Here is a 26,349-nt window from a genome sequence, read left to right on the forward strand (position 1 = left end):
CCTTAGAAAAAGCTCTTCTCAACAATAACAACATCGCCGGGATAGACCGAGTGTGTCATCTCGACTTTCTTTATCATTTCTTTTTTCCCTGAAGGGCGAATGTTAATATCACCTCTATCAGCCCGATCAGTGAAGCCACCGGCCATAGCAATCGCTTGTTCTACCGTAAGTTGGGGCTCATATTCATAGCCATTAGGGTTTTCAACTTCCCCAAGAAGGTAAAATTTACGGAACCCTTCCATAGTAACGGTTACCATTGGCGAACGAATAAATCCAGCTTTCAAACGAGTTTCAATATCATGCTCTATCGAGTCAGTCGTTTGACCTGAGAGCTGTACTCGACCTATATAGGGGAAATTAATTTCACCACGCTTGCCTATCTTTAAAGACATCGACATTTCTTTCTCCCCATACACCCAGATTCGTATCTGGTCCCCTGGCCCCAAAAGGTACTCTCGAGTCTCACTGTTAGCCGGATGGTGGCTATTTTCAAGAGTCATGGAAGTAGTATTTTTCACTTCTTTTTCAGGTGCTGTCGTGTTTGCAGTTGCGGCAAAACTAATACAGCTCATCAACACACAGTAACCTAATAGCAGTAGCTTTATTTTTTTCATCTCTAGATCTGTACCTTTAGTGTCAATCCAATTGTGTTTTTGTCATAGCCAAGTTGACGACTCACCGGGGATTGGGAGTTATCTCCGATGAAAAACACCACTTCATCCTCGTTCGAACGTTTACGGGCGAACTGATAGTTCAACTCAAGCCGAATCGACGGCCGAAAATCATACCCTAACGTGACCGACGCAACGTCTAGATCATCCTTTCTGTCATTCTGTTCTACCCGATAGTCATCGACTTCTCTTCCATAATCAACCGTAGTACTTAACCGCTCGACCCACCAATGATGTTTCCACGATATACCGACCTTAGTGTTAAGAATATAACCACCTTCTTCCGTTGGGTCTTTGACTCTGCGCCAACCATATAAAGACCACTTCGAATGCTTGAGTGGTTGCCAGTTAATATTAGCGTCCCAATTTAAACCACTGAACGATTGTGCCTCGCTGTTATTCGGAAAACGCTTGTACAACCATGCTAAATCAGTCTCTATTATCAGTTTGCCCGTTCGTTGGGACTTCAAACCGACGAGCGCATAATGTTCGCTCGAATCCTTAGCCGAATTTGCTTCATAGCTTCGTAGATTACTAATTAGACTGTATCGAAAACGAGTCCGCGATGAATACTGGTCGAACAATTCAGCAGTTATAGTATTTTCGTTCCATTCCTGCTCTTTTATATAATGGTAGAAGTCACTGGATGCGCTTTGAACTTCGCCCAACTCATCAAACGTTATATCTTTAACCTGCCACGCAAGGTCTAATTTCCCCCGCCCCTCAGGCGCTCCATAGCTATATCGTATCTCACTATTTAAGAACCGATTTTGTAACGGTGTATTCACTCCAAAAGACGTAAATTGAGTAGGATTGAAACCTTCCGTTAGCTCTGTCCCCCGTTCTTCATGCCCCCAATCTTGCTGGATAAACCAATCAAGACTGTGCTTAAGCCCGAACCTCAACGAAGATTTGAACATTAAAAAATGGTCGGTGTAATCATCATCGCTTGCACTGTCATAGCGTGAATAATCACCAGAATACACCAACACATAGCGGTCCTCTCCACGCTCGCCTACTACACGCAAGTACGGTGTTAATTTGGTGTAAGCTGATTCAATCTCGTTCATAGGGTTAACTTGGTATGTCACATTTGAATCCTGACCATACTCAGCGCCAACTTCTGACTGAACATCGATACCCGCTACTGAGATATGCGACTTGGGAGTAAGCTCTGCATGACAAACTTGGCTAACAAAACCAAATAAAACTACAGCGCTGATACTTAGTAGGCTAGTACGCCTTGTCACTAACAAACCCTTTAAATACCGTTAGAAACACTATTTTAATGTCCAACCAAAGCGACCAGTTCTGTAAGTAAACGATGTCATACTGAACCCGTTTACTCATTTTATCGACGGTTTCTGTCTCTCCACGATAGCCATTAATTTGTGCCCAACCTGTGATACCTGGCTTGATTTTGTGTCTAATCATATAGTTAGAGACAATCTTTCGATATTGCTCATTGTGAGCAACGGCATGAGGTCTTGGCCCTACAATAGACATTGTTCCCTGTAGCACATTGAAAAATTGCGGAAGTTCATCTAGTGATGTTCGACGAATAAACGCACCAAACTTAGTCACTCTGGGATCCGATTGAGTTGCCTGCTTAAAATCATCACCATTCTCCATCACATTCATAGAGCGAAATTTCCATACTTTTATCTTTTTACCACCCAGACCATAGCGATCTTGTTTAAACAAGATGGGACCTTTAGAACTGAGTTTGACTCCGATTGCCACAGCGCAAAGAACAGGCGTAATAAGTAACAAAATGAGGCTAGCTAAGACAATATCCTCGATACGCTTAGTCACCCCGCCCATGCCATCAAAGGGAGTACCGAAAATACTTAGCGTTTGTACATGCCCAATTGACTTAAATTGGGACGCAGAAAGGTTATAGCTGTATAGATCAGGAACCATAAAAGTATCAACGGTTGTATCAGATAAAAGAGTTAAACAGTCTATTATTCGCTCTTTCGCAACCATAGGTAACGCTATATAAACTTCATCAATCTCGTTGTTTTGTGCCTTTTCAATCAGCACATCCACTCTTCCTACGTAGCGAGACTTAATCATGTACCCAAATCGCTCTTCCCTTCGGTCATCATACAGCTCAATCTCGATATCCTGACTCCTATAAAAAGTCAGCAATTGTTTTTCCAAAGCGAGCGCCGCTGGTGACAATCCGACAATCGCGATTCTCTTTACCTTTTTGTACTTTTTAAAGCACTGTCGGTAGATAGCAAAGGCAACCACTCGAACTAAAATGGTTGATAACATAGCGCTGGCGAACCAAATATAATACAAGCCATTACGAAAGTGACTTATTTGACTTCCCACCAAATCCGCCACGTTATATTTAACGATTTCCATCGCAATCAGGGTAAGGAAGGCTGTCGCCAAAATACGAAGAATAGAAGAGTCAAGGCGTCGGCGAATATGAGTTCGGTATAAATGGCAATACTCACCAAACAACAAAAAGAATGTCGCGACGAAGAAAGCCCCTGCAACATCGATTGCAGTCTCATCAACAAATGCCATATTTACAATAATTGTTAAAGATAGGTTTATTAGCAAAAAATCTGTAGCTTTAAACAAGGGAGCATAACCGTCTTCTGCAATTTTCAGGGCTTGTTTTATATTCATACGCGAAAATACACCTCGAGACATATGGTTAACTGTATTCAATTGATATTAGCCAATTTTTGTCCATTTTTTATTCTGTGGGCACAGAAAACTATAAGTTACCCACTAGGCGTTGTGTATGAACGTGTTTATCGTCAATCTTACGATCGGCTTATCAATCAAACTAGCTACTATCATATCCTCCCTTCTCGAAGGACACACTACACCCTTTGAAAATTTTACAGAATACTTTCAATGGATTAATAACGCTGTTCGATACATCAGAAATGAGTAAACCAATGTGTAAAGTCTTTTTTACTTTTCCGGAGACGATTGATTAGGTTGCCCACCAAGTAGAAGACAAAGAAGATTCAGGCGAAGAAGCATCTGCAGTTGTGTTGCCTACGAATTGAGAAAGATACGTAATTTATCCTCATTCAATACGCTAGCAGTGCTTCTAAAAATAAAACGGAAGTAAACTCATTTATCTGCATGCCTTTGTTCACATCAATATGCATTCGCATTGATAACTGTTAACAAATAGTTAATCATCGGTATCCATTATTACTATAAGGAAATAACCAATGAAATGGATACTTGTTGCATTCGTCAGTGTTTTCTCTGTGTTCACATACGCAAAAGATTGGAAACAAATTCGCTTTACGGTGGAAGGGGCCTACCCACCGTTCAGTTGGACAACGCAAGATGGTGAATTAGAGGGGTTTGAAGTCGATTTAGCCAACGCCTTGTGTGTCGAATTAGAAGTAAAATGTATCATCTCAAAAACTGATTGGGACGGTATTATCCCGTCACTTTTAAGCCGTAAAAACGATGCAATTATAGCGGCTATGACAATTACCGAAGAACGTGAAAAGAAAGTTAACTTCACGATGCCTTACGCTAAAGTTCCCACTCGTTTTGTCATGGAAAAAGGGCGTGAAATCAATATGGATGACGGCAGTTTAAATGAACTAACAATTGGAGTTCAGCGCGCTACCATTGGTGACAAATACCTGTCCGAGATCTACCCAAATGTAGATATCAAGCGTTATGGATCATTCGACGAAGCCTTTACCGATTTACTCAACGGGCGCCTAGATAGCGTGTTTGGTGGTTCTATGGGACTCAATGCGGGCTTTCTTGAAACGGAACAAGGTAAGGACTATCACTTTACGGGTCCTAAGTTTACAGAAGAAAAATGGTTTGGGCGCGGTATTGGTGTAGCTGTTAGAAAACAAGATGATGAATTAAAAGATCTTATCGATAGCGGAATACAAAAGCTGATCGACAATGGCCAGCACCAAAAAATTGCGAGTAAATACTTTTCATACAGCATTTACGAATAGTTTGGTGGCTTTCAAACAGTGTAGACAATGATTGCTTGCACTTTTTGACAGGCTTTGGGGTGATAGGGTTTTGAAAATATTGAACTGGATAATCTGAAAGATTTAGACAATATTTGAAGAAACGATTTAAAAAGCTGCAGATAGCAAAAAGCCGCTCATAATGAAGTGACCCCGTAAAGTTGGACATTTCTGTTAAGCGGCTTTCAAGGCCTGAGTTCGATATTCTATCGGAGTCAGGCCTTTTAGTTTCACTTTTATACGTTTGGTATTGTAGTACTCGATGTATTCTTTAATCTGCTCTATCAGAGCATCTGCATCTTCAAAGCTTTGGTTGTGATACATCTCGGTTTTGAGTAAAGCAAAAAAGTTTTCAGCAACAGCATTATCCAAGCAGTTACCTTTTCTCGACATGCTTTGCGTTAACCCACTCTCCGCTACCTTTTTCTGATACTGTCGATGGCGATATTGCCAACCTTGATCGCTATGTATAATTGGCTTTGAGTTGGGTTTAAGCGTTGATATAGCTTCCGTCAGCATATCTGTGACAAGCGGCAAGCAGGCATTTTTGGCCACTCTATAAGCAACCACCTCCTGAGTAAACAAGTCGACAACGGGAGATAAGTATACTTTCTGCTCTTTGACTTTGAACTCCGTGACATCAGTTACCCACTTTTCATCGGGTTGAGTCGCACTAAAATCTCTTTCAAGAACGTTGGGAGCAGCTTTTCCTGACTCTCCTCGGTATGAACGATACTTTTTAATCCTGACCGTCGATTTAAGGTTGAGCTGAGCCATAAGCCTTTGAACCGTTTTGTGATTAAGCACGAACCCCTGATTCTTTAGTTCCAAGTGAATACGGCGGTAGCCGTATCGCCCCTTATGTTCATGATAAATTGACTTTATCAACCGCAGCTCACGTTCGTAGCTATTTTGGCGCTTGCTCGTTTGAGCCTGATAATAAAAGACACTTTTTGCCAACTGTAGAGTGTGCAGTAAGTGCTTTAATGGGTACTTGCCTTTAAGAGTTAGAGCTATGACCGCTTTTTCTTTGTTCGACGGTTTTTTTTCTGCTCCAACTCTTCCAACTTTTTTAGAACGGCATTCTCGGTTCGTAAGTAGACCAACTCCTCTTTTAGCTCCTCAAGTGTCATTTCATTATCAGGCTTAGTGGTACGTTGAGGTTGCTGTTTCATTGAGGGTCTTCCTTTCTGGCGCATTTCGAGCCCCTTGATACCGAGCTCATTAAATCGTTTAAGCCAGACAGAGAGTATTCCAGGGGATGAGAGGTTTAATACAGCGCTAGTGTGCGTGAGAGACCATTCATTCGTCCACATTAAATTCAATGCTTTTCGTTTTGTTTGAGCAGTCGCGGCATGATTAGTTGGTAAAAATGAATCAGTACCATGGATGGCAAAGACTTGAGCCCAATACCGTATCTGCCTTGAAGAAATTGAATATTGTTTTGCTAAGTAGAGAGATGACGTGCCATCTAAGTATTGCTTAGCAATGATACATTTTAGCTCTCGGCTATATTTGGACATAAAAAGACCCCCAATAATTGGTGTCCAACTATTGGGGGTCAGTTCATAAAGAGCGGCTTTTTATATGTGATGCTTGCAAGATAAGTCAGCATAACTCGAACGAACCATCAAAGACTTACAATACTATTTGCAATATAAGTTCGCATAACATTGCATCGAAAGTCTGCAAATTTGAACAACGACTAAGATTCAACGTAGTAAATTTACCACGATCCAATTAATCCTCTAGCAGACAGAATCGCTTGGTGATCACAACATAATCGACATGTGTGTAACAAACTTTTGGACAATTGTGAGTTACGACTCATAGAGCATTCTAACGTTTCAGATTACTTTTAGTATCGCAACCATTGGGCCAGCCTACATGTGGCAGACCAACTTTCCTTGTCCACTACAATCATGCCTTACAAACAAAAACGCCGCAGCGAAAGCTTTGGCGCAAGTACTAATCAAACTTTATCGATTTTAGCGCGGTGTACTACCGCGATTTTTCTTATATAAATTCTACCGTCTAAACTTCCAATACACCCCATCTCCAGCTTGTATTTCAGTCAAACCCGCTCGATCAGACGCCCTCATACTATGATGAAGAATATTAAAAATGTCAGAAATAACAGGGCGTTCTTCAGCGTAATATGAATGGTCTAGAAATCCGGTACCAACATTAGTCGCATCGATGGTTTCAACTCCATCTAATACCACTAAGTTTTCTCCAGCATCCCCTGCCCTTGGGTAACCGGCATGCACTTCACGCGATACTTGAAGGGGTATATCTTCAGATGAAGCATATAGCGTTATTGGGGTATTGGACTTAACCATTTCAGGTGCTATATCTCTCTTAAACACATCGGCGTCTATATCTGGTGCCGCTAGGATAACTTCCCGAACCTTGCCTGAAAATTCAGGGTTACTCCTCATCAAATCAACATAAGAGCGAGTGAGAGCCCTATTTCCCATACTATGAGCAATCAAATAGATATTTTCAGCATCAGACTTTTCAACAACATCTTTCAAGAACGCCGTAATATTTGCTTGAGTCCACTGTACATTCACCTCATCTGACGTGTACTTCAACATTTTCCCATGTGAAGGCCAGCTATAAAATACCGCTGCTCCGTCGAAGCTCAGGTCATAAACCATTTGGGCCGTTCTTCTCGCTGCATCTGAAAACGTCACATTGTAGCCATGCACATAAATGAGCAAATCGTTGTCACTTGATACTCCCACTCTGCCCTTTAACTTCTCAAAGTAATTTTCTTTTTCGAACTGCGAGATACTTTGTAAAATGACATGCTTATCTGGATCTTCAGAGAATTCAAACTTCCACCACGTGGGTGATTCCAACGCACCAATTTCATGATCTTGAGGAATAGATACTTGAGTAATACCGTAGGTCACATCCGCGCGTTCGGCACCATAATATTCGTAAACGTCTTTTTCATTATCGATTGCGCGATCTGTAGCAAAGAAAACATCAACCATAGTATATGACTCGTTATCTTCAACGGGTTCCGTCACTACTGGTACTGAAGAAGCACACCCAAACATCACGATGGATACTGTCAAGACCGTTATTAGCTTAAAATTTTTCATACCTTCAATTCTGATTACGAATCAAGCTGTACATGTTCTTATAGTATAGTTTTCACGACTTTCCTTACCTTATTATTAATAGTGTGATGTTCAATTATTTAAGACGTCACTGGCTTTGTTGCGTAATTAAATTTAGAGATAGAGCCAACCCGTTTCGCTTGTTTCTTAGTCAATACGACAAGTTTCAGGCATACCTAACCCAGTAAGCTTGTTCAACGCTTTTATCATCGCGTAAGTTTCACCCACCTGGGCATTGTAATTTCTTAAGCTCAGTTTCCCTCCTAGCAACTGTTTAACTCGATACATCGCTGTTTCTGAGAGTGAACGTTTGTGGTATCCATACCGCTCTTTCCAATACTTATTTGAGTCGTATAATTTCTGGCAACCCACGGCGAAATTTCGAGGGTGACCACGCTCCCAGAAGGCAGCCCCTTCTCTTGGGGGAATAAGCGCAATAGCTCCCTTAATCTTAATAGCAGCGTGACACGCTCTCGTGTCGTAAGCGCCATCACCAGACACCTCAAGGATACTTCGGCGTGTTTGTTTCAGTAAGTTCGGGAGTACTTCTCCATCTGTAACCGTCGATAAACTTAGCTCGGCGGCAATGATCTCATGAGTGTTGGTATCGACTGCAATATGCAGCTTTCGCCAGACTCTACGCTTGCCATCCGTCCCATGTTTTTTGACTTTCCATTCACCTTCGCCATAAACCTTAAGGCCAGTAGCATCAATGGCTAGGTGCTGTATCGCTCCTCTCGTTTTAGTCTTAAATGAAACCTCAACTTGCTTGGCTCTACGACTGATGCAGGTGTAATGCGGACAACTTAACGGTACATGGGCTAACCTAAATATCGAGTCGATAAATCCTTGCAGCGCTCTCAATGGCATAGAAAAAACTCGTTTGACCATGAGTGCTGTCGTGATAGCTAAATCACTGAACCGACGCGGCCTACCGCGCTTATTCTGTTTGCTTTGCGCCCATCCGCTTATTGCTTCTTCATCAATCCAAAAAGTCAGAGAACCACGGTTAATGAGTGATCGGTTGTATTGCTTCCAGTTGGTTGTTTTATAACGAGGCTTAGGCATAGGACTACGAGATAGAGTGGAGGTAGCTGATCAGATCGTAGGTTCTTGATTTAGTTCCATTGAATTACGCAACAAAGCCGACGTCACTTGCCATTAACCCCGTCTTTTCAGTGTTTGTAATATTCAACGATGGCTTTTCTGGTTTCAGACAGTACGTGATGAGCCCGCCAAGTAGGTTCAACATAAACGGTAGTGGATTAGGAGATTTGATCAGATAGTTAGAGCTCTAGGCATGAAGTAAAACTAGCCAAATGATAGTTTAGTATGTTGAGAAGCTGACCAAACGTAACACCGAATGGGGCAAAAACGAGTTAGAAAGTGCCACGGATAAATTTCAAGTCTAAGGACGCTTCTTGTCTAAGGGCGCTTCTGGGCAAAAATGCGCTAGCTGAGATCAAGCTAGTATTGTGATCATCAAGCGCTTAATTACCGAAGGGGCTTGTCAAAATTCGATAACTAAGAGCTTTCTTTACTTTCCTGTACTCCACCATCATCGTCGGCTACGGTTAAACATATCTTTTCAAACTGGTTTAACGTTGCTTGATCTACAGCACCACTTTCGTATAAGTCGTTTACTGTCTCATGCACCATATTCAAAACATCACTCATCTCATACTCACTTTACTACTTAGAAAAATTTTGTCTTAACAGTTTAATATCAACATGCCCAACAAAAAACCATCAAGCCTAAACATGATGATTTTGATTCTTAACTGCTTGTTCAGCAGGCAGGTTGCTTTCTTCCTGGCCTATTCTTAGCTGCCTATGCGGCAGGACACTGTTGACAGGTAAATGGTATGACCCATATACATTTCTTAGCTGCCTATACGGCAGGTCACTGTAAACTATAGTCACTAAACCGTTAATGCCACTGGTTTTACATCACAAAAGTCTAAAATACCCTTTTTCTTCTTACTTCTGTAAGCCCTTGTTTTTAAGCCTCTAAAAAAGATCTTTAGAAAGAGGGTCAAAAACGTAACTCAGGTGCCGTGCCTTTTCTTTCTTGATTGGTGGCTAAACCATAGCTATTAAAGTTTGCTGCAACACGCTCACCGACAAACTCCTTTTGCACGAACAAAATATAATCTTGCGCTGATGAGCCGCTAGAAACTGGGATTCGATGAAAACTATCGATGACCCGCTCTTCATTAGTGACTGGTAATGATGGTTCAGCATCAAGTAATTCGGCTCTCGCCATGCTACGTTTGATTCGACGTTTCTTGGAACCCAGAAAACTTTTCCCAATCGTTTGATTACGGGTAAACCTCACCTCTATCGCATTATCTGGCACCTCACAAACACTGGAGATCTCAAACAAACCTTCATTTACCATCAAAGAAAAATAGGGCTGAAAAGAGAGTCCAACCATCATCTCCTTATCTTCGGCAACAAAGGCAATAGTTTGGCCGACTGTCGATTCATTCCAATCAGGAAAGCTCACACCAATCCTATTCATGGCTTGTCGGTTATTGACCATAAACAAGTGCATTTGGGATATACACCGTCCTGCCAATAATTCATGGTCGGTTTGTGCAGGCATGTAACGTATTAAGAAATAGTAACGCTTAGTCATATCTATCCCTTACTTCGCTTTAGAGCAATTGAATAGGCCGCCTTTGATCAAGACAGACATGATGAAGTGCACATCATTTGGGATGACTTGAGAAGCTGTCATACTTTCAATCCAGCTCTCTGTATTTCTGAGTAGTTGGTAGAAGTCGTTTCCATGCGCTGAGTGTCGCCTTGCTATAACGTATTCTCGGTCTGCCCCGTATTCATTCACTCTTAATGGCTTATCTGCTTCTTCATGCCACCAATCGTCAATGGACTGCAACGCTGCACCAATTTTTTGACCATGAAATGCAACAGTTTCCTTTCCGTTCAATAGTTCGACAGTAGCTAACTGCTTAGTCGGAACACCATCTTCTCGGCTATCTAAAAACTCTTGGCTTGGGTAAACCTCATCACCCCATCCAACTCCAATTTTAGCTTTTACATCCATATAGAAATATTCGGTTGGATCGGAAAGGGCTTGCATCAAATAGGCGGTGAGTTTTTCTAGACATTCTGCTGACGCTTCATCCCAATGACCATACCAAGAAAGCTTTGTTGCGTTTTCTACAATCAAGGTTTGTGAATCACTGGTGGTCACTTCTATCGACAGATTGCGACACTCTCTGTTTCTCCAAAGCCAAGTGCCAAGCAGGATGTTCTTTGCGTAACGTTGAGCGAGCTCCTGATAACCATTAAGCTCATTATAAGTTGTTGCTAGTAACGAGAGTTTACTGCGCACTTCATCGCCACTACAGATATCTGGGGTTAGAGAATTGGCTCGAATTCGAAGAGGGAATGCACAGTAGATATCATCAACACCAGGCTTTACGTAACACTCTTCGATGAACTGAGGGTTAGAGTAAGCTAAATCTTGTGGAGCAACACTCTTTGCTACGAACTTGCCCCCTTTATACGCTTCTGCATAAGCACCTTTTGGTGCGCGCAACCTAGTTCTATCAATTTCAAGGGGACACATCTCACCACTTTTAGATAGATAGTAAAAATATGCTTTGCCAGCAGAGAGTGATCGAACGTAGTTCAGCTGAGTGCAAAGTTCCATAAACGATTAATCCCTATAGTTTTTTATAAGAATAGTTTCGCTACTGTATTCTATCGACCAAAAGGCGTGGTTTAAAAAGTGATCTCTTCCACTAAAACGCACTTCTATCGGGTTTACTCGCTGAGCAAGCCCTATCGCATTCTCTGCATAAGCGTGACAACTGGTGATTGAGTTGCCCCGTTTAGTTGGTTGTTCTAACAAATGGTAGCCAATAGAAACTGGCAAATTATCAGCGTCTTTAGTAATAAAACGCTCTAGCTCATCAAAATCACTCGGCTGGTTTTCACTTGGATATAACCATCGCCCGTATGCTGGTAACCCTTTTATGACGTGGAAAAGCTCACTCCTGCTGGTAAATGTCCTTAGCCACTCAATCTGCGTCGATAGCTGTGGTTGGTATAATGCCCCTCCGGCGAAAGCAACGGGAAGTGCCGTTTTAAGCGCGGACTTAAAATCTGAAATTCGGCTGTCGCTATGGACTCCGATAACTAAGTCTATTTCTAGGTCCGCCAATCGTTCACTACGAATGGTTGGTCGCTTAGCGTTCGAAACCGTTCGCGCTTTCGCGACTGAGTTGGGTTCGGTAAGCTTCGCTGTCGGTTGAATCTTCTCGCTTCGAACATAAAAAGAGAAACTCGAAAACTCAAACGGGGAATCACAATTAACTAGCTTATTAAACTCTCTTTGGTAATGGTGCATGAACCCCCAAATAGCAGTCAAAGAAGGAGCACCACACAGATATGGGCTACTCATTGCGACCGCATCTTGCACTCTCATTGATGACAAATAGATATACTGCTCACCCGTTACCTTATCTTCATTGCCATTTGGTTTACTGATTTGTTCAAGTACCCATACGATTTGGGCTTTGACGACCTGCATAAGCTTAGGGTGATAGGCAAACTTCGCGGCATACTTGTTATTCTGAAACGTGAGATGCAAGCGACGGTTAAACTCACTAGCTAAGGAGCCTAGATCCGCTTCTGGTCGGGTCAAAAAGGCTTGAGCTAAAGTGTCATCATGTTCCAATTGCTGTTGGTTGGGGGCAGCGTCAACGATATCTCTTAACTCAATTAATGGAAGCATCCACAGGGCTATCTGCTTTCGCAATATCTTACTTCTAACCTTACGAGCGCTCTCTCTTTGCTTCTGTGTTTTTGATGGTTCTGATCCAATTAAGTGGTTTAACACCTGACAAATTTTAGCGTTAGTTACCTGATAGTCATCAAAGTAGTGGCCACTCTTTTTGCGACTTTCAGTTAACGTCCCATCCAACGCTGGTTTGACGTCTAGCGGATAGTTTAGGACTTTCATATGCCCACCTAAACTGCCACACAGATTCCCGATACTTGCCGAGTTTGGCAATGACGAAGACACAAAGCTGAGCTTACTTTCTCGACTTCTCGATCTCACCTCTAACTCGCTCTGAATAGCATAACTGACCACAGGGGTGACCGAGACATAATCATCCTCCCATGGAAACCGCAGTTGCTTGCTGTAAGTGCTGACACTGTCAGGAAAACTATTTTCAGGAAGTTGTTCTTCAATTGTATGTTTTAAGCGAGCAAGTGAATTAGCACCTAAACCAAATTCTTTGAGCAGTTCAACCCAAACAGGGGTTTCTTGCTGAACAAGTGAAAGAAGACTCACGGACTGTGATTGCCAGCGGAAAGGATTCAATAACCACAATGTATGGCGATACACTGCAGAGTTATGCGCCCACCCCAAGCTTTGCTCTAATACTGAGCTTGAGATAAACGCCTCGGTTGTAGCAAGAGGTTGTGCAATTATCCGTTGATCTTTAACTCGGCAGTCTGGAAACTTAAGGTTATGAGTGTGGAACCATTTGATCTCATCAAGGGATGCCTCTAGGTTCTCAGCCGCTTTTAAATGCCTTTTAGCACGAGCAACATCCAACCAATCCGAGCATCTATCTGATCGATGGCTTGAACTGAGATTGAGCAAAATCGTTAACGCTTCTTTTTCAAATCCTTCAACACAGACATCTTCCGTATAAGGCATGAACATCTTCTTTAACGTAATCTGCTTTACTGCCTCGTCTTCGATTGCTAATAAGTCACTTAATTTCGTCATAATTACCACTCAGGTAGATACACACTTAAACCATCACTTTCAGAGCTCATTCTAGTCAGCTTTGTTTCGATGACACTTCGTAAAGTAAACGCCGACTCGTGACTCGCTATCTTTGTATGCATTCGCGGCCTGACAGCGGCTTTAATCTCACCAAATTCATACAACCGATACACTTCATCCGTTGTGCAAGAGAGCAATGTAGAAGCTTCTAAGGGGCTGAGCAGTACATCACCGATATTTCCTTTGGCACTTGAGGGCACTGTTGCTACTAGCTGTGTAAAGTAAGCTAACACCTGAGTAAGTACGATATTGTGACTCAGCTGCCGACTGGGTAACTGACGGCAATCTTTAAGCAGAGCACCAAAGGCTTCATTGAAAAACACCTTCTTCCAATCTTTTACTCGCACAAGTTCTGACTTCTCTTTCAAGGCATTGAGGTCTTGCCACAGTGCCGTTGGCCAAGTGCCACAATATTCAATGAATGACTCAAAACTGAGATCATCATCAAACTCACCATGGCGATTTACATACCAAAGTAAAAAGCCATAGCGCTCAGATAACGTCATTTCTGCCTTCAGTAATCCCAAGGGTTTTGCATCATTTCCTGACAACCATCGAGCGACCAAGGTCTCAGCCTCTGGAGCGTCATCTACTGGCGAGTTTCGGAGTTCATAACCGCATTCACATTGGCCAATACTCTCGGTACTTTGGTATTCAAGTCTCGATTTACACTCAGGGCAGTGATGAACCAGTTTACAGCCATGGTGTTCACAAGCTTGGTGAGAGATAAATTGCCACTGCTGGCGAATGTAGGGTGCTTCGTCAATACACAGAGGGCAAATAGGCGTAAAGCGTTTGCGAAGAAAAGCATAAGGGTAATCAGCCCCGAACCTATGAACAGCTTTGTATTGCGGAGAGAATTGAGCTTTTGAATGTGATAACGCTAGGCGCAATACACCAAAGTTATTGAGCTTTAATTGGTTCTCAAGATGAATAAGAACCCGCACCCGCATTTGGCTTGTGGTTTGAGCGTGGTAGATATTGACTCGATTTAGCTCTAAGGGGAAAGCACCAGCCATCGCCTCATGCTGATCCATGGTGTCGAACCAGATATCTTCGGCGAAATGAGAAAATCGCTCGTAGCCTTGCTCTTGCGATAAGCGCAACAAGAAGCTTTCGAGCGATTCGTCAGGGTAAAGTTGAATGTCCGTTTTCACATGTCACCACTAAAACTTAGAGTTTCTAAGTTTTAGTGGTGACGTTAATCCGAGTAATTCAAATTCTATCTAGCTAAATTGTGACTAGAAATCAATTCCAGGCTTACCGCCTTGGCATTTAGGACACTTTCTTTGAAATACATCTGTCCCATTGGCTCCATAAACAACACCGCACCCAGGCTCAAGACATTCGAGTTTGTAAGATACTTGGCAATGATCATTACCATCTATTCCTCTAGTACCGTGATTCTTTTGGTTATTGCGATTGATATAACCAATCTGAGTTGTAGTAGTACTGCCACTTTTAAACATTTTCACTCCCTATACCTACATCCATCCTGAACCTCCGCATTTCCAACAGCCGCCATTAATTCCACCATCGCCATGGCAATTGCTACAATTTGTAAACCCTGTTTGATATGAACTTTGAGGCGCTAATTTTTTTATAGACCCTAGCCCGAGAGCTGTAGAGTTTGCTTTACTAACAATAGTTTTTTTCTTAATAGTTGCCTTGGGTCTAGTCTCTTTAACTTGAGTAGCTAAAGTGCGTTTACGGAAAGTATCAAATCTATCCAACCAATTTTTGGCATGCTCCTTTGAGATAAACTCTCCCAGTTTAACATCCCTCCGAGACGCTAGTACCCACTTCCCATTAAGTTCATAAAGGTGGACTTTATTTACACCGAACAAAGATTTATCAACTAACTCAAATTCGTGATTATTAATTTCTGTTCGAAGTTTTCTCAGTTCAGTTTGATGCCTCTCTGTTATGAAGATTTTATTTGTTTTATGAGCCAAAGTAATTTGAATTTCCTTCTTAAATTCATTCCCAAGAGCTCGTAACAACTGCACCTTGTTACTGTTAGCAAATTGATACATAGCCCTATGGTTAGGACAAAGAACTAAATTAGAGAAAACACTTTGCTTTACAAGTTCATGAACTCTAATTTCTTCAAAGTAATATTCTCCTGATTGCAATTTGAAAGGCAACGCAGACTTGCAGACTTGGCAACAAAGCTCGTTAGCATCATTTGTATACTGATCCACCAAAAACTCACGTGAAGACTGGTAAGTGTTTTCTGTCTTTGGTGCAACCAATTGTTGGCAATTTGCCTTTTCTTCACTCGGCAATACCGACTTAGGCCAAACCCATATAAATTTATGTTGGAGATAGTACCTCTCTTTCAGCCATGCTAAATCTTGTTCCCATTCACGAATGGCAACAGACATATTATTCTTCTTTCTCTTCGCATTTCGAACAAAAGCAGCTATTGCCTCTGCTAATTTCCTAAGCCTTTCTGAGCTTCTAGGCATACCCCATTCGGCTACATACTTGCGACTATCGACAAACGGTAAACGTTTTGAATAAACGTTACTCAATAACTCTTGCCTCTGTTTAAGCCCCAAGCCATTAATTCCGACGCAATAACCTACCGCAGATAACATACCTACTTTAGGCCAGTTAGATTCAGGCATACTCTCATCTGCTTCATAAGCGACGGTTGAAGGCCATCGAAACGCTTCTAGCTTAGGAGTTGCCGCAGATGACACTATTGGTTCTACTTTGGTCTTTTCTGATATTTCGAAACTAGACGGCGCTTTAACCTCTACTTCTAATTCAGGATTTTGAACCGTTGATTGAATTAAGACATTAGTTAACGTAGCAGTTTCAATTTCTGGTTCATATATTATTGTCTCTACAGGGACTGCCTCTTTTGGCACAGCTACAACTTTATTCGCCTTAACCTGAGCCCATGTAGGCCACGGCGTCACTTGTTTTTTAGAAGTTGGCTGTAAAGCCATTTTTCGTACTCTTGGGGAGGAGGGAGAGACATCGGCCGATTTAGCGACGCTTGTGGGGACACTCTTCGACGCTTTTTTAACTATACTCTGTGAGCGTTCTTTACGTTCACGATTCTTCTCTTTCTTAGTTTTCTTCTTTGTTTTTTTCTGTTCACTAACGAGTTTAGTTGAATCAGTTTTCGATTTATTAGAACGCTTCAAATCTCTCCAAAGCAACTCCAATTGGATTTCTTTGAACTGTTCATTAGTTCGAGCATCATCTAATACTGTACGAATCTTCTCAACCATGTGCTCGGCATCTGATTTGCTTGAATATTCGTAAACAGAAAAGTCATAAATAAACTGGCTTTTTGAACGCGATGGTTTTGGTAATTGCCCCATGGAAGTGGATAACCTCAGAAGAAAAATCATTAAAATCAATACACTTTACCAATGCGCATTAGTGAGCATATTGCTATTAATCAATTAATACGTCCAAAAAAGGAGCTAAAAGCTCCCTTTACTAATTTAGTTCTCTACTCGTTCCGCGACTAGACCATATATTTTCATCGCTTCTAACAACCTTGGGATGTTGTCACCCCACTGATTTGAAATGGCGATAAGCTCACCAGAAACCAAAGTGATTAAATCGCATTCCGACGAATGATAACGGTTTAAATGTTTGTCAGCGATTTGACCAAACAAAGCGACAGCACGAGGCAAGTTCCAATCTTTTAACGAATCTTTTATGTCAGATATACTTTGAGGATTTTCTTGCTCAATCCAATGCGTCAAGACAGCCAATGCCAATTTACGTTTGTTATAAACTTGACCATTAAATCGATATTTCGAGTAATCGCGCTGCCCCTTTTTACTGGTGCGTTGCTCGGCCTGTTTCTCGCGGAATTTGACTTGATACGCTTCAATCTCTGGTACGGGGATGATCTGCTCTGCATTAATCAACACATCGTCTTTGTAGCGATATGGCGTAAGACGAACACAACTGATATCAATGCCTTTGTCTCGCAACCAAAGGACAGATGTGGTCAGTTCTTTACCAAAATCAGCGGAGGCAAGCACGATACGGACATCGTTCCCAAAGTCATCCAAACTGCTTTCATCTAAGTCGACAAACTCTAGAATGGTTTCGCGGGCATTGATTTCTAGCCCCTCTTTAGCGATGTAACGCTCAAAATACTCGCACGCCTTATCAAACGTCATGGTTGAGACCATCGCAGCATAACGCAGAGCTTGAAGCTCCATGTGTGCACCGATTTCATCGCGTTTCAGCTCAATGACTACCAGGTTAGCATTGCGATCAATTGCTAGAAGATCAATACGACGACGACTGTCTTCCCAGTCGGAAAACTCTTCAGAGATCACGAGACAATCTGGAGCAATAGCGTCGATGCAACCTTTAAGAGCTTCTTGAAGATCCTGCCGCTCTTGCAGCCCTTCGGTTGCAAAAGTGGTTTGAGTTAAAGCGGTTAGATTTTTGTTAGAGATATTATAGAGGCTCATTATTGTGTTTATACCTTTGACATTATTCTATTTTCACTAAACTGGCGACTCGCAACTTGGACACTTAATGTTAATTGAAGACATCGGCATCAAAGACAAATAGGTCCAATACTCTCCATTCTTAATCAATCGCGTATTGCATGTCCCACAGTGGGTATACACGGTAAACTGAGTACACTCATTGCACCGATACCAACGCTTTTGATGATTTGATCTCATTGAGTTAGTTACATCAGCCACTTTTTCAGATCCACAAGACACGCAGAAATTTATAGCTTGAGCATCATCAGAATCACCATGGGATGGCGTATTATCTTCAATTCCATATTGCAAAAACATCCCTAACATACGTTGGATTTCATCAAGATACCGTTGCGACTTCATTGGGTTAGCACATACTGCACCATAGTTTGTAGCTTGGCGTTCATGGTATGGAGGCTCCCAATCAAACATGGATAGCTCACCTAAATAACTGTCTTTCGCCCATTCCTGCGGGGATACGACTTTCTTAACTGCATCTAACACGGGGTGAAGAACAAATACACTGTTCTCTTGGCCTTCGCTATAATCCTTGCCGTTGTATAGTTCATGGATAACCCCACCGATCCCACCTCTATGCTTGAGATAGTCAGCAGAATAATACTTTGCATCGACGACTAACCGCTTTAAGATCTGGTAACCACTTTTGGTAGTCGCTTCCACATCCAAAACAAAATCAGGGCGCTTACCATTAGATAAGAACGGTTCGTATTGCAGAGTAATGGTTCTTGAAACTCTTGGGTTGAAAAACTGAATGCTGATTTGTTCTTCATTGCCTTGAATGTTCCCAATCAATTTTCGCTTCCAGTTATCCTCTGGCTGATATCTGAATGACTGAGTCAGAACTTTGATGATTTGGAGTAAACACCAACGTTCATAAAGTAGTGGCATGTTGACTAACCCAATCGCTTCGATCTTCTCCAATGAAAGCAAAATGTCCTCATCGGCTAAACCAATCTGCTCTTTTAACTTTTTAAAACCCGAGTGAACCGCTTGATAGGCAGGGTTTTGCACAAAGGTCATAGAGTTGGGAAACGTGCTTTTACTTTTGACTTTATATTGACGCCATTCTTTTTCTACTTGCTGGAAAGGTTTCAGTTTTGGCTCAAGCGCTTTGTGTACGATTCCCACTTTTCCATGTTCAGTGGCGAAGTAACTCAAGCGTTTATTGATAGTAGAACGCTCTTTTTCCTGCTCAGCAAGTTCATCTAGCGTCAACTTCGCATGCCAATCCTTTTTACTTAGAGCAATGCCTTTGTCACGCAATTTAGTGAAATTTTCTTGCCCTCTTTGAATAGAACGCGAGTCTGGTAATACGCAAATTCGTGAGATGTATTCTGGATACAAAACCGCCGCCTTCCCTCTTTTTAACGGCAAAGGGATCTTAGCTTCTATCTCATAGTCGCTATAAGATTTAAACAAGCTGGCGTAATGATCTCTAGAACTAAAAATGGTATAACCATCTGGCTCAAACTGTTGCCAGTCATCATTTTTCGATGGTTTGATTTTAGCCCACCACTCATTCTCAGAACCTGTTGCTTTTTCCAACCTTAGGTAACCTTTTTCGGAGTAACTTAGAGACAGATTGGCATTAATTTTAGCTAATTGTTCCGATAACTCGTCATTGATTACTTCTGTATCAAACCGTTTCTTCAGCCGTTCTAAGTCTTTAACCACTAAGTCACGATTGATCGTGCGATAGTCTTTTAGGCCTTCTAAACGCTCAGTGAGCTTTTCAATAGCACTAGAGAAACGGCTTGTTTTGCTCTCAGCCACCCTAACCAATTGCTTTACAATGTTCAGCGTGCTCGAAATCACATACAGCACATACTGGTTTTCTGGCACGTTGTAGCTTGGCTCGGATGCGCGACTGGTCAAGTGCTTGCGTGAGCCCTTGGTGCATATTTCCATAAATGTACGCGGAACAGGACGCACTTCTTTGGTCGGCCTCAACGCTTGGACTTCTTTCAGCTCGACTTTGGGCTTTTTGAGGATGATTTGTGCATTGCTAAGAATTGATGCGACCAGTGACAACGCTTCCTGATCGATAGCCGCAACCTGAGAGTTTTTTGCATCACCCGTGATATGACTGTTCTCATCGAGGATCAGCTCCCACAGGTCCGCTTTAAAATCTGATAGATAGCGAGAAAGATCCGATTTGGTCTGTTCGGAAATATCAATATCAAGCTTTAGTGTCGAGTTACCAATGACAAACGTAATCTGACCAGCCGTTCGCCGCGCTTCACTTCGCCAAACCCGTTGTTTTACATCCCAATGAGCAGGCTCAACCCACCACTCGGCATTAGAAGCAGGATCGATAATCGACTCTAACTGCCTTCTCTCGCCATTGGGCATGGCAATGTGAGGCGGTGATTGATCACCATGCCTAGTTTTAATCGCAAGTTGAGCAAAACGTAGCTCATCGACCTTAGGGTAGATGGTGGTGTGTGCGGAAAACGTATTGTTCCCCGTATGCTCAAGCTTTAGCGAGTACTCTGACTCGCTAACACTGACTAAGGTTTGCTTATCGTGCCATTTGGTCTCGATAAACTTGATAACGAATGGAGCTTCCATGATTACGCCCAGTAGTTCACAACGCCATCATTCGATTCAGCCGCTTTAACCAAACGCTCTACCGATTTGGTGCAAGAAAACTCCGCCGCTATCTCTGCTTGGTTATCCAACAACGATTCAAGGCGAGGTAAGAATACACGGCTAACAAGCTCAGCTTTACTGTAATCACCCACTTGCTTATCACCATCAAAAGTAAACTTAGGCAGCACTTTATGAACTATAAAATTATTGATTGCCAAAGGCTTATTGTCGTTTACATCGCTAAACAGACTTACATAGTTAAGCCCTTGTCGAATAGTACGCATACCAAACTCTACACCGAGCGGGTCGAAAACGTCTCGGTTTAAGGTCGTGAACAGCTCGCAGAATTCATTCGAACGTTCAAATTTCGGGTAAGGGGTACGCTCACCAAGCTCTTCAATATCAAACACTAGCGGTAAAGTAACGTCATCTAGCCCGTAAGAGTCAATCTCATCAAAAATGACATCCCAGTCGGTCAGCAAAGGGCTCTTAAACTTCATCACATGCGCGCGGTCAAGAATTTTTGGTGACAGGTAATGGGTCGTTTCGTCGATGTTGATAGCACCAATAATTCTTACGTTCGCTGGAATCGTGATCGACGAAGGCGTGCCGAGAACACCTGCCAACATACGTCTGATGTCACCGTGGTATTTGATCAGTGAGTCTTTATCGCTAAAGCCAAATGCGCGTTTCATTTCAGCGTTAATCTCTTCATCTTGCATGAGCGCAACAAAGTCCACGATACCATTTTTGCTGAATTTTTCTTGCGCGTTAGAAATGATCGAAACAACCCCTTTTAGCTCGGCGAGAACATGTGCTGCTTCGTCATCCGAGTAAAGTTGGATCGTCGGCTGCTCGTTACGCTCCTCAAGCTTAGAAAGAAAGTCAGCAAAGTAATATTCTACCCGAGCCAAGTTCATTTCATCCAAGCAGATAAAGTAGGGTACTTCTGGGTTCTGTTGCGCTTCAATGAGAGCTTCTAAAAAAGGCGTGGCTAAGTACTTTTTTTCGAGGGGATTATAGTAACCCAATAAGTCTTCAGAGCTTGTCCAGTTAGGCTTAACGGGGATGATCTTAGAAACGCCACCTACCGCTTTTGCGAATGATTGCACCAAATTCGTTTTACCCGAGCCTGAATCCCCCGCAAGCACGATCAAATCATTTGAGCGAATGAGAGTCAGGTAGTTTTCAATGATGTGCCTTGGGTAAAGAATATCCTGCTCTTTCAGGTAAGACTGGATATAAGAAACCGCCTTCTCATAATCACCCTCAAGAACATCGCTAAAACTCACCATGCTTTCAGTATCACGCTCTTTCACTGCATTAAAAATAAAGCTATCGAAGTCCTCCTCATCAATAAACTCAAAGGTTTTTAGAAACACGGCTTTTTCTTCAATGAAATTAGTGAGTTTTTCTATTTTTTTAGCCATGTTTTCCTCAACTTTACGATTCTGTTCGACCATTATTTCGAGTTTGGCTTTACTCGCAGCAATGCTCTGGCTAACTTTTTCTTTATCTTGACTTAATTGTTCATTTTCAACGGTAAGTTGTTTCAGATCATCCACTAGGTCAGTGACCTTTTTTTGGCTCAGTTCTTTCTCCTCTTCAAGCTTTTGAATCTCTTGACGAGTTTTGGTCTTTGTGGATTGGAATAACTGTTTTAAAGCACCTGTTTCTGACTCGATTTGATCTTTCACGCTCTTGACTTCAAGATCATATACAGCCGTGCGTATGAATGTACTTTCCGAATCAGCAACAATATTCTTGCGCTCTGACTCAGATAAGACACTTGTTAAGTCAGTTAAACGCTCGACTGTATTTTCATCTACTGCTAGAAGGAATGGATTGTTCTTAATTACCCTTTGCCTTGGAGAAGCTAACACTAGCTGACATGCTACCATGACCTTTTTTTCACCTCCCAAGAAGGCTTTAGCCATCACAGGGCTCAAGAACACTCCGGATTGCAATTCATTTGAACCCGACAATGGGTACTCTATTTTTTGATTGCCTTGAAGTGTTTTTGCATTGCGAAGCCCGGCCCAAGAACCCATATCATTAATGTTTAGCTCACCCCACACCTCAATCTTACGGTCGGTTATTCCCCAGCTTTCATAAAGCTTTTGATATAACTCATCATCCGTTAAGTCCTTAACAACGCCGATACTATATACAGTATTCACATCAGCCACGATTACACCGCCTGCTCGGCAATAGCGTCTGTAAGATATAGTTGAGTGGTTTGAGACTCTTTTAACTGAACCTTGAGTTGGTCACACAAAGTAAAAAATGCCGCAACTTTACACACAATTTTATTCTGTTCTTCTTTTGGAGGTAGAGCGACAACCAGGTTATTTATTTGCACTCTTGAAACATTCTTCATTGAGCTACTCGTGCCCCCTGCGACTTCTGCATAGTAGTCACGCGCAAAACCAGAATTATTAAACAAATTAATGTAATTCGCCTCCAACGTTTCAGAAAAACGAAAACGAATAATTTTGTCACTCATCATTAGCTTTTCAGGCGAATCAGACGGAACAATAACAGCTTTAGCAACAAGTTCCGCGGTATTCGCCCTTGAAATCAGAAAGTCACCAGCTTTAACTTCAATCTGTTCTCTAGGCTCCAAAGCACTTGGTAATTCTTTATTTTCATCAGGGTTGTAAATACCCCATGTAACAGCACTTACCTTTAATACACCCCACTTTCCAGTTTCTCTAGGTGTATCTAAACACTTTGGACTCCAACCAGATTCTGAATTTAGTGACAAATCACCAACTCGACACCACTCCCACCCATTCGGCAGTTCAAATGGCTTTTCATCATCAGTAATCGGCGGTAGAGCTTTCTGCTTTTTGATTTTCTTATCTTTGATTGACTGCGCTTTTTCTTCCGCGATGCTCTCAAGCAGCTTTGCAGCAGGTTCATCATTTGGGTCTTGTGGGACAAGCTTACCCATTACCGCCAGTTGCAAGATGGTTTGTTTTAGCTGGTCGATGCTCGCTTCTGTCGTGAACAGGGTATCGAAGTGCTCGCTGATTCGAGCCCAGTTTTGCATTAGTTCGTCGGCATCAGCGGAGTTGGTTAACGTGTCTAACAGCGTTGTTACCAATACCTGATGTGCTTCAATGCTGGTTTCGGTTTGTTGCTCTAGTTGGTCGCAAAGTGTCATGAGTTCATCGACTTTAGCGACAATGCGGTGTTGTTCAGAAAAAGGAGGGACGGCACACAATGTCGCTCTTAAGTTTGATTGTGTTATTTGATTAATAGTAGTGGTAGAAACTCCTTCCAAATTTCTTCGATAAACGGGAGAGTTTAAAAAAACTTCCACATAGCTATTAATTTGGCTTCTAAAAATCGCCATAAACGCACCAAAAGCCATAGGTTCATTCAGTTCACCAATTTTCGCTGTCTTACCAACAAGAGCTTTACTACCATTCCGAGCACAAATTAATAGGTCCCCTCGACCAACATATGCCGAGTTTTTGACTTCTGTGTTAACTCTAATAAGGTCTTTAAGATCAATACGGTTCTTTTGTATATTTGCTGAACGAAGTACAGGAGTTCCTGTATCTCCCACATCTTTTGGAGAATAAGTTAAGCCTATATTCGTATCACCGATATTGCCAAGCCTTTCCCATGCCCACCCTTCCGGCAAATCAAATAACTTCTCTTCAGGAGTGATCTCAGTTAGTTTCTTCGGCTTCTTAATCTTCTTCTCTTTGACCAATTGTAATTGTTCTTCCGCAATTCGCTCTAGCAGTACGGAAGCAGGCTCATCATTCGAATCTTGCGGCACTAACTTACCGCGCACAGCCAATTCCAAGATCAGCTCACGCAGTTTCTTTACACCATAAAGCTCACGCTTTTTACTACTACCACGACCAGAAGCGGACTTGGTTTTAACGGTTGAAGTCCAAACGTCAATATTGTCGGTGATCAACTGGTTCATAGAGGTTTGTTCTGCGCTCATTATTTACTCTCACCAGTTGCTGTAATAGACGTTGAATCTACCGATGATTTCAGCGCAGTACCTAGAATGTCTTTCAGTTGATTGCGAAGCTGAGAGATCTCTTGCTGCTGCTGTTGGTAGTTCTCTAGTAATTCGTTTGGATCGAGGCTTACCACTTCACCTTGATATGGGTTTTTAATATCTAAGTTGAAGTTGCGCTCAATAATGTCGACGATTGGCACTTTCCATGCGTGATTGGTCTCTACGCGGCTTGCAAAACCGTCTTCTTCATTGCCCCACCAATCAATCTCTTGTTGGAACTCTTCAAACTTCATTGGTTTGGTTTTGCTGTAGTTCTTCACGCCTTCTGGGTATGGGTGCTCGTAAAACCACACATCTTTAGTTGGCTTGCCTTTGGTGAAGAACAGAATGTTGGTTTTGATACCTGTGTATGGGTTAAATACCCCATTAGGTAAACGCACGATGGTGTGCAGGTTACATTCTTCGGTCAGCATCTTTTTGATTTTGGTTTTAACGCCTTCACCAAACAATGTGCCATCTGGCAGTACTACGCCTGCTCGACCGTTGTTTTCATCAAGTACTTCAATAATAAGCTGTAAGAACAGATCGGCAGTTTCACGCGTCTGCATTTCTGCCGGGAAGTTTTTCTCAATGCCATCTTCTTCGGTACCACCAAACGGCGGGTTGGTCGCAATCACATTGATGTTGCTGTCCCAGCTTGAAAGCGGCTTGTTGAGCGTATTACCGTGTTTGATTTACACAGGTACTTCAATGCCGTGCAGCATCATGTTGGTGATACACAGTAGGTGTGGCAGTTGTTTCTTTTCGACACCGTGGATCTGCTTTTGCAGTGTTTGGTGATCCGCTGCCGTTTTCACGTAGTTGTCTTTCACATGGTCAAACGAACACGCAAGGAAGCCACCTGTACCCGTTGCTGGGTCCATAATCGCTTCGCCTAGCTTAGGGTCTAAGCGGTTTATGATGAAACGTGTAACAGCACGAGGCGTGTAGAACTCACCCGCGTTACCTGCGCTTTGCAGGTCTTTTAAAATTTGCTCGTAGATATCACCAAACAGGTGGCGCTCTGACGAATCAGTAAAATCAATTTCATTTAGCTTGTTGATCACTTGGCGCAGCAACGTACCGTTTTTCATGTAGTTAAACGCATCGCTAAATGCTTCTTTAACAACAAAGCCACGCGGGTTGAGGTCAACCGGTGCGGTTAGGTTTTTCAGTTTGTAGAACAAGTCATCGTTTACGAACTCAAGCAGTGCTTCACCGGTAATGCCTTCGGCATCTTGCGCCCAATTACGCCATAGATATTGTTCTGGGATTGGTGATTTGTAGTCGTCCAGTTCTAGTTCTAACTCTTCTTCTTGAGCATCAAATACTTTAAGGAAAAGTAACCAAGACATTTGACCAAGGCGCTGTGCATCACCGTCGACACCCGCATCTTTACGCATGATGTCTTGAATGGATTTGATAACTGAACTGATAGACATGTTTTTCTACTTTTAAACAACTGAAATTTGTGGCGAATTATAGCAGAACTAGGTCAAAAAAAATGAAGTTAGTTCTATGAAACCATAGATATAAGATTCATTAATCTATAGCCTGAACTTATAAAATCATAATCATAAATACAGTTGGCT

19 protein-coding genes and 1 pseudogene are annotated in these 26,349 nt (G+C 42.2%); 1 reads left to right on the forward strand and 19 read right to left on the reverse strand.

All coding sequences use genetic code 11. The features are described 5' to 3' along the window. Window positions 1-2 precede the first annotated feature (2 nt). Genes OCV20_RS11695 through OCV20_RS11705 form a run of 3 tightly spaced genes read right to left on the reverse strand, consistent with a single transcriptional unit; the run spans window position 3 to window position 3,320 of the window. Window positions 3-614 carry a polysaccharide biosynthesis/export family protein gene (locus OCV20_RS11695; RefSeq protein WP_238382877.1) on the reverse strand — a complete coding sequence of 204 codons (612 nt, stop codon included), beginning with the start codon at window positions 612-614 and terminating at the stop codon, window positions 3-5. A 2-nt stretch (window positions 615-616) separates the two neighbouring features. After that, window positions 617-1,921 (reverse strand): outer membrane beta-barrel protein, encoded by a 1,305-nt coding sequence (locus tag OCV20_RS11700; protein WP_086775063.1) that lies wholly within the window; start codon window positions 1,919-1,921, stop codon window positions 617-619. Then, the gene (locus OCV20_RS11705; RefSeq protein ID WP_086775064.1) at window positions 1,905-3,320 is read right to left on the reverse strand and encodes an undecaprenyl-phosphate glucose phosphotransferase; all 1,416 of its coding nucleotides are present in this window, start codon (window positions 3,318-3,320) and stop codon (window positions 1,905-1,907) included. The genes OCV20_RS11700 and OCV20_RS11705 overlap by 17 nt, the downstream gene beginning before the upstream one ends. A 563-nt stretch (window positions 3,321-3,883) precedes the next feature. Here OCV20_RS11705 and OCV20_RS11710 point away from each other — a divergent pair. Next, window positions 3,884-4,645: a transporter substrate-binding domain-containing protein gene (locus tag OCV20_RS11710; RefSeq protein WP_086775065.1), complete on the forward strand. Its 762-nt coding sequence runs from the start codon at window positions 3,884-3,886 to the stop codon at window positions 4,643-4,645. Window positions 4,646-4,837: 192 nt separating this feature from the next. Here OCV20_RS11710 and OCV20_RS11715 read toward each other — a convergent pair whose 3' ends face one another. The 16 genes and pseudogenes from OCV20_RS11715 to OCV20_RS11790 form a co-directional block, all read right to left on the reverse strand. Beyond that, window positions 4,838-5,680 carry an IS3 family transposase gene (locus OCV20_RS11715; protein ID WP_108721729.1) on the reverse strand — a complete coding sequence of 281 codons (843 nt, stop codon included), beginning with the start codon at window positions 5,678-5,680 and terminating at the stop codon, window positions 4,838-4,840. Further along, window positions 5,677-6,186: a helix-turn-helix domain-containing protein gene (locus OCV20_RS11720; protein WP_086774936.1), complete on the reverse strand. Its 510-nt coding sequence runs from the start codon at window positions 6,184-6,186 to the stop codon at window positions 5,677-5,679. Before OCV20_RS11720 ends, OCV20_RS11715 begins: the two co-directional genes overlap by 4 nt. Window positions 6,187-6,690: 504 nt before the next feature. Beyond that, window positions 6,691-7,779: an alpha/beta hydrolase gene (locus tag OCV20_RS11725; RefSeq protein ID WP_086776009.1), complete on the reverse strand. Its 1,089-nt coding sequence runs from the start codon at window positions 7,777-7,779 to the stop codon at window positions 6,691-6,693. A 165-nt stretch (window positions 7,780-7,944) separates the two neighbouring features. Beyond that, window positions 7,945-8,865, reverse strand: coding sequence for an IS5 family transposase (locus tag OCV20_RS11730; protein ID WP_086773621.1), 921 nt, complete (start codon window positions 8,863-8,865; stop codon window positions 7,945-7,947). A 456-nt stretch (window positions 8,866-9,321) separates the two neighbouring features. After that, window positions 9,322-9,474: a hypothetical protein gene (locus OCV20_RS11735; protein ID WP_162838724.1), complete on the reverse strand. Its 153-nt coding sequence runs from the start codon at window positions 9,472-9,474 to the stop codon at window positions 9,322-9,324. A 358-nt stretch (window positions 9,475-9,832) separates the two neighbouring features. Continuing rightward, window positions 9,833-10,438 carry a type I-F CRISPR-associated endoribonuclease Cas6/Csy4 gene (cas6f, locus tag OCV20_RS11740; protein ID WP_086774857.1) on the reverse strand — a complete coding sequence of 202 codons (606 nt, stop codon included), beginning with the start codon at window positions 10,436-10,438 and terminating at the stop codon, window positions 9,833-9,835. A 9-nt stretch (window positions 10,439-10,447) separates the two neighbouring features. After that, entirely contained in the window at window positions 10,448-11,479 is a 1,032-nt protein-coding gene (gene csy3, locus OCV20_RS11745) for a type I-F CRISPR-associated protein Csy3 (RefSeq protein ID WP_086774858.1), read from the reverse strand. 6 nt (window positions 11,480-11,485) lie between these two features. Then, window positions 11,486-13,573, reverse strand: coding sequence for a type I-F CRISPR-associated protein Csy2 (locus OCV20_RS11750; protein WP_086774859.1), 2,088 nt, complete (start codon window positions 13,571-13,573; stop codon window positions 11,486-11,488). Between the two features lie 2 nt (window positions 13,574-13,575). Further along, a complete protein-coding gene (locus tag OCV20_RS11755; RefSeq protein ID WP_086774860.1) occupies window positions 13,576-14,790 on the reverse strand; it encodes a TniQ family protein in 1,215 nt (404 codons plus the stop codon). 84 nt (window positions 14,791-14,874) lie between these two features. Continuing rightward, window positions 14,875-15,102, reverse strand: coding sequence for a hypothetical protein (locus tag OCV20_RS11760; protein WP_032498549.1), 228 nt, complete (start codon window positions 15,100-15,102; stop codon window positions 14,875-14,877). Between the two features lie 15 nt (window positions 15,103-15,117). Continuing rightward, entirely contained in the window at window positions 15,118-16,974 is a 1,857-nt protein-coding gene (locus tag OCV20_RS11765) for a hypothetical protein (RefSeq protein ID WP_238382846.1), read from the reverse strand. 126 nt (window positions 16,975-17,100) lie between these two features. Continuing rightward, window positions 17,101-18,093 carry a PDDEXK family nuclease gene (locus OCV20_RS11770; protein WP_086774861.1) on the reverse strand — a complete coding sequence of 331 codons (993 nt, stop codon included), beginning with the start codon at window positions 18,091-18,093 and terminating at the stop codon, window positions 17,101-17,103. A 36-nt stretch (window positions 18,094-18,129) separates the two neighbouring features. After that, window positions 18,130-20,706: a nuclease domain-containing protein gene (locus OCV20_RS11775; protein WP_086774862.1), complete on the reverse strand. Its 2,577-nt coding sequence runs from the start codon at window positions 20,704-20,706 to the stop codon at window positions 18,130-18,132. A 2-nt stretch (window positions 20,707-20,708) separates the two neighbouring features. Beyond that, complete coding sequence (locus OCV20_RS11780) at window positions 20,709-22,907, reverse strand: McrB family protein (RefSeq protein ID WP_086774874.1); 2,199 nt, start codon at window positions 22,905-22,907, stop codon at window positions 20,709-20,711. A gap of 11 nt (window positions 22,908-22,918) precedes the next feature. Then, a complete protein-coding gene (locus tag OCV20_RS11785; protein ID WP_086774863.1) occupies window positions 22,919-24,697 on the reverse strand; it encodes a restriction endonuclease subunit S in 1,779 nt (592 codons plus the stop codon). After that, window positions 24,697-26,199 (reverse strand): annotated as a pseudogene (locus OCV20_RS11790) (N-6 DNA methylase). Before OCV20_RS11790 ends, OCV20_RS11785 begins: the two are co-directional and overlap by 1 nt. Window positions 26,200-26,349 lie beyond the last annotated feature (150 nt).

The organism is Vibrio coralliirubri, assembly GCF_024347375.1.
Taxonomy (GTDB): domain Bacteria; phylum Pseudomonadota; class Gammaproteobacteria; order Enterobacterales; family Vibrionaceae; genus Vibrio; species Vibrio coralliirubri.

Excerpts from the sequence above, each read along its gene's own strand:
- OCV20_RS11775 (WP_086774862.1), bottom strand. The coding sequence starts at position 20,706 with ATGGAAGCTCCATTCGTTATCAAGTTTATCGAGACCAAATGGCACGAT.
- OCV20_RS11770 (WP_086774861.1), bottom strand. The coding sequence starts at position 18,093 with ATGAGCCTCTATAATATCTCTAACAAAAATCTAACCGCTTTAACTCAA.
- OCV20_RS11730 (WP_086773621.1), bottom strand. The coding sequence starts at position 8,865 with ATGCCTAAGCCTCGTTATAAAACAACCAACTGGAAGCAATACAACCGA.
- OCV20_RS11760 (WP_032498549.1), bottom strand. The coding sequence starts at position 15,102 with ATGTTTAAAAGTGGCAGTACTACTACAACTCAGATTGGTTATATCAAT.
- OCV20_RS11735 (WP_162838724.1), bottom strand. The coding sequence starts at position 9,474 with ATGAGTGATGTTTTGAATATGGTGCATGAGACAGTAAACGACTTATAC.
- OCV20_RS11765 (WP_238382846.1), bottom strand. The coding sequence starts at position 16,974 with ATGGGGCAATTACCAAAACCATCGCGTTCAAAAAGCCAGTTTATTTAT.
- OCV20_RS11785 (WP_086774863.1), bottom strand. The coding sequence starts at position 24,697 with ATGAGCGCAGAACAAACCTCTATGAACCAGTTGATCACCGACAATATT.
- OCV20_RS11695 (WP_238382877.1), bottom strand. The coding sequence starts at position 614 with ATGAAAAAAATAAAGCTACTGCTATTAGGTTACTGTGTGTTGATGAGC.
- OCV20_RS11720 (WP_086774936.1), bottom strand. The coding sequence starts at position 6,186 with ATGTCCAAATATAGCCGAGAGCTAAAATGTATCATTGCTAAGCAATAC.
- OCV20_RS11725 (WP_086776009.1), bottom strand. The coding sequence starts at position 7,779 with ATGAAAAATTTTAAGCTAATAACGGTCTTGACAGTATCCATCGTGATG.
- OCV20_RS11710 (WP_086775065.1), top strand. The coding sequence starts at position 3,884 with ATGAAATGGATACTTGTTGCATTCGTCAGTGTTTTCTCTGTGTTCACA.
- OCV20_RS11750 (WP_086774859.1), bottom strand. The coding sequence starts at position 13,573 with ATGACGAAATTAAGTGACTTATTAGCAATCGAAGACGAGGCAGTAAAG.
- OCV20_RS11705 (WP_086775064.1), bottom strand. The coding sequence starts at position 3,320 with ATGAATATAAAACAAGCCCTGAAAATTGCAGAAGACGGTTATGCTCCC.
- cas6f (WP_086774857.1), bottom strand. The coding sequence starts at position 10,438 with ATGACTAAGCGTTACTATTTCTTAATACGTTACATGCCTGCACAAACC.
- csy3 (WP_086774858.1), bottom strand. The coding sequence starts at position 11,479 with ATGGAACTTTGCACTCAGCTGAACTACGTTCGATCACTCTCTGCTGGC.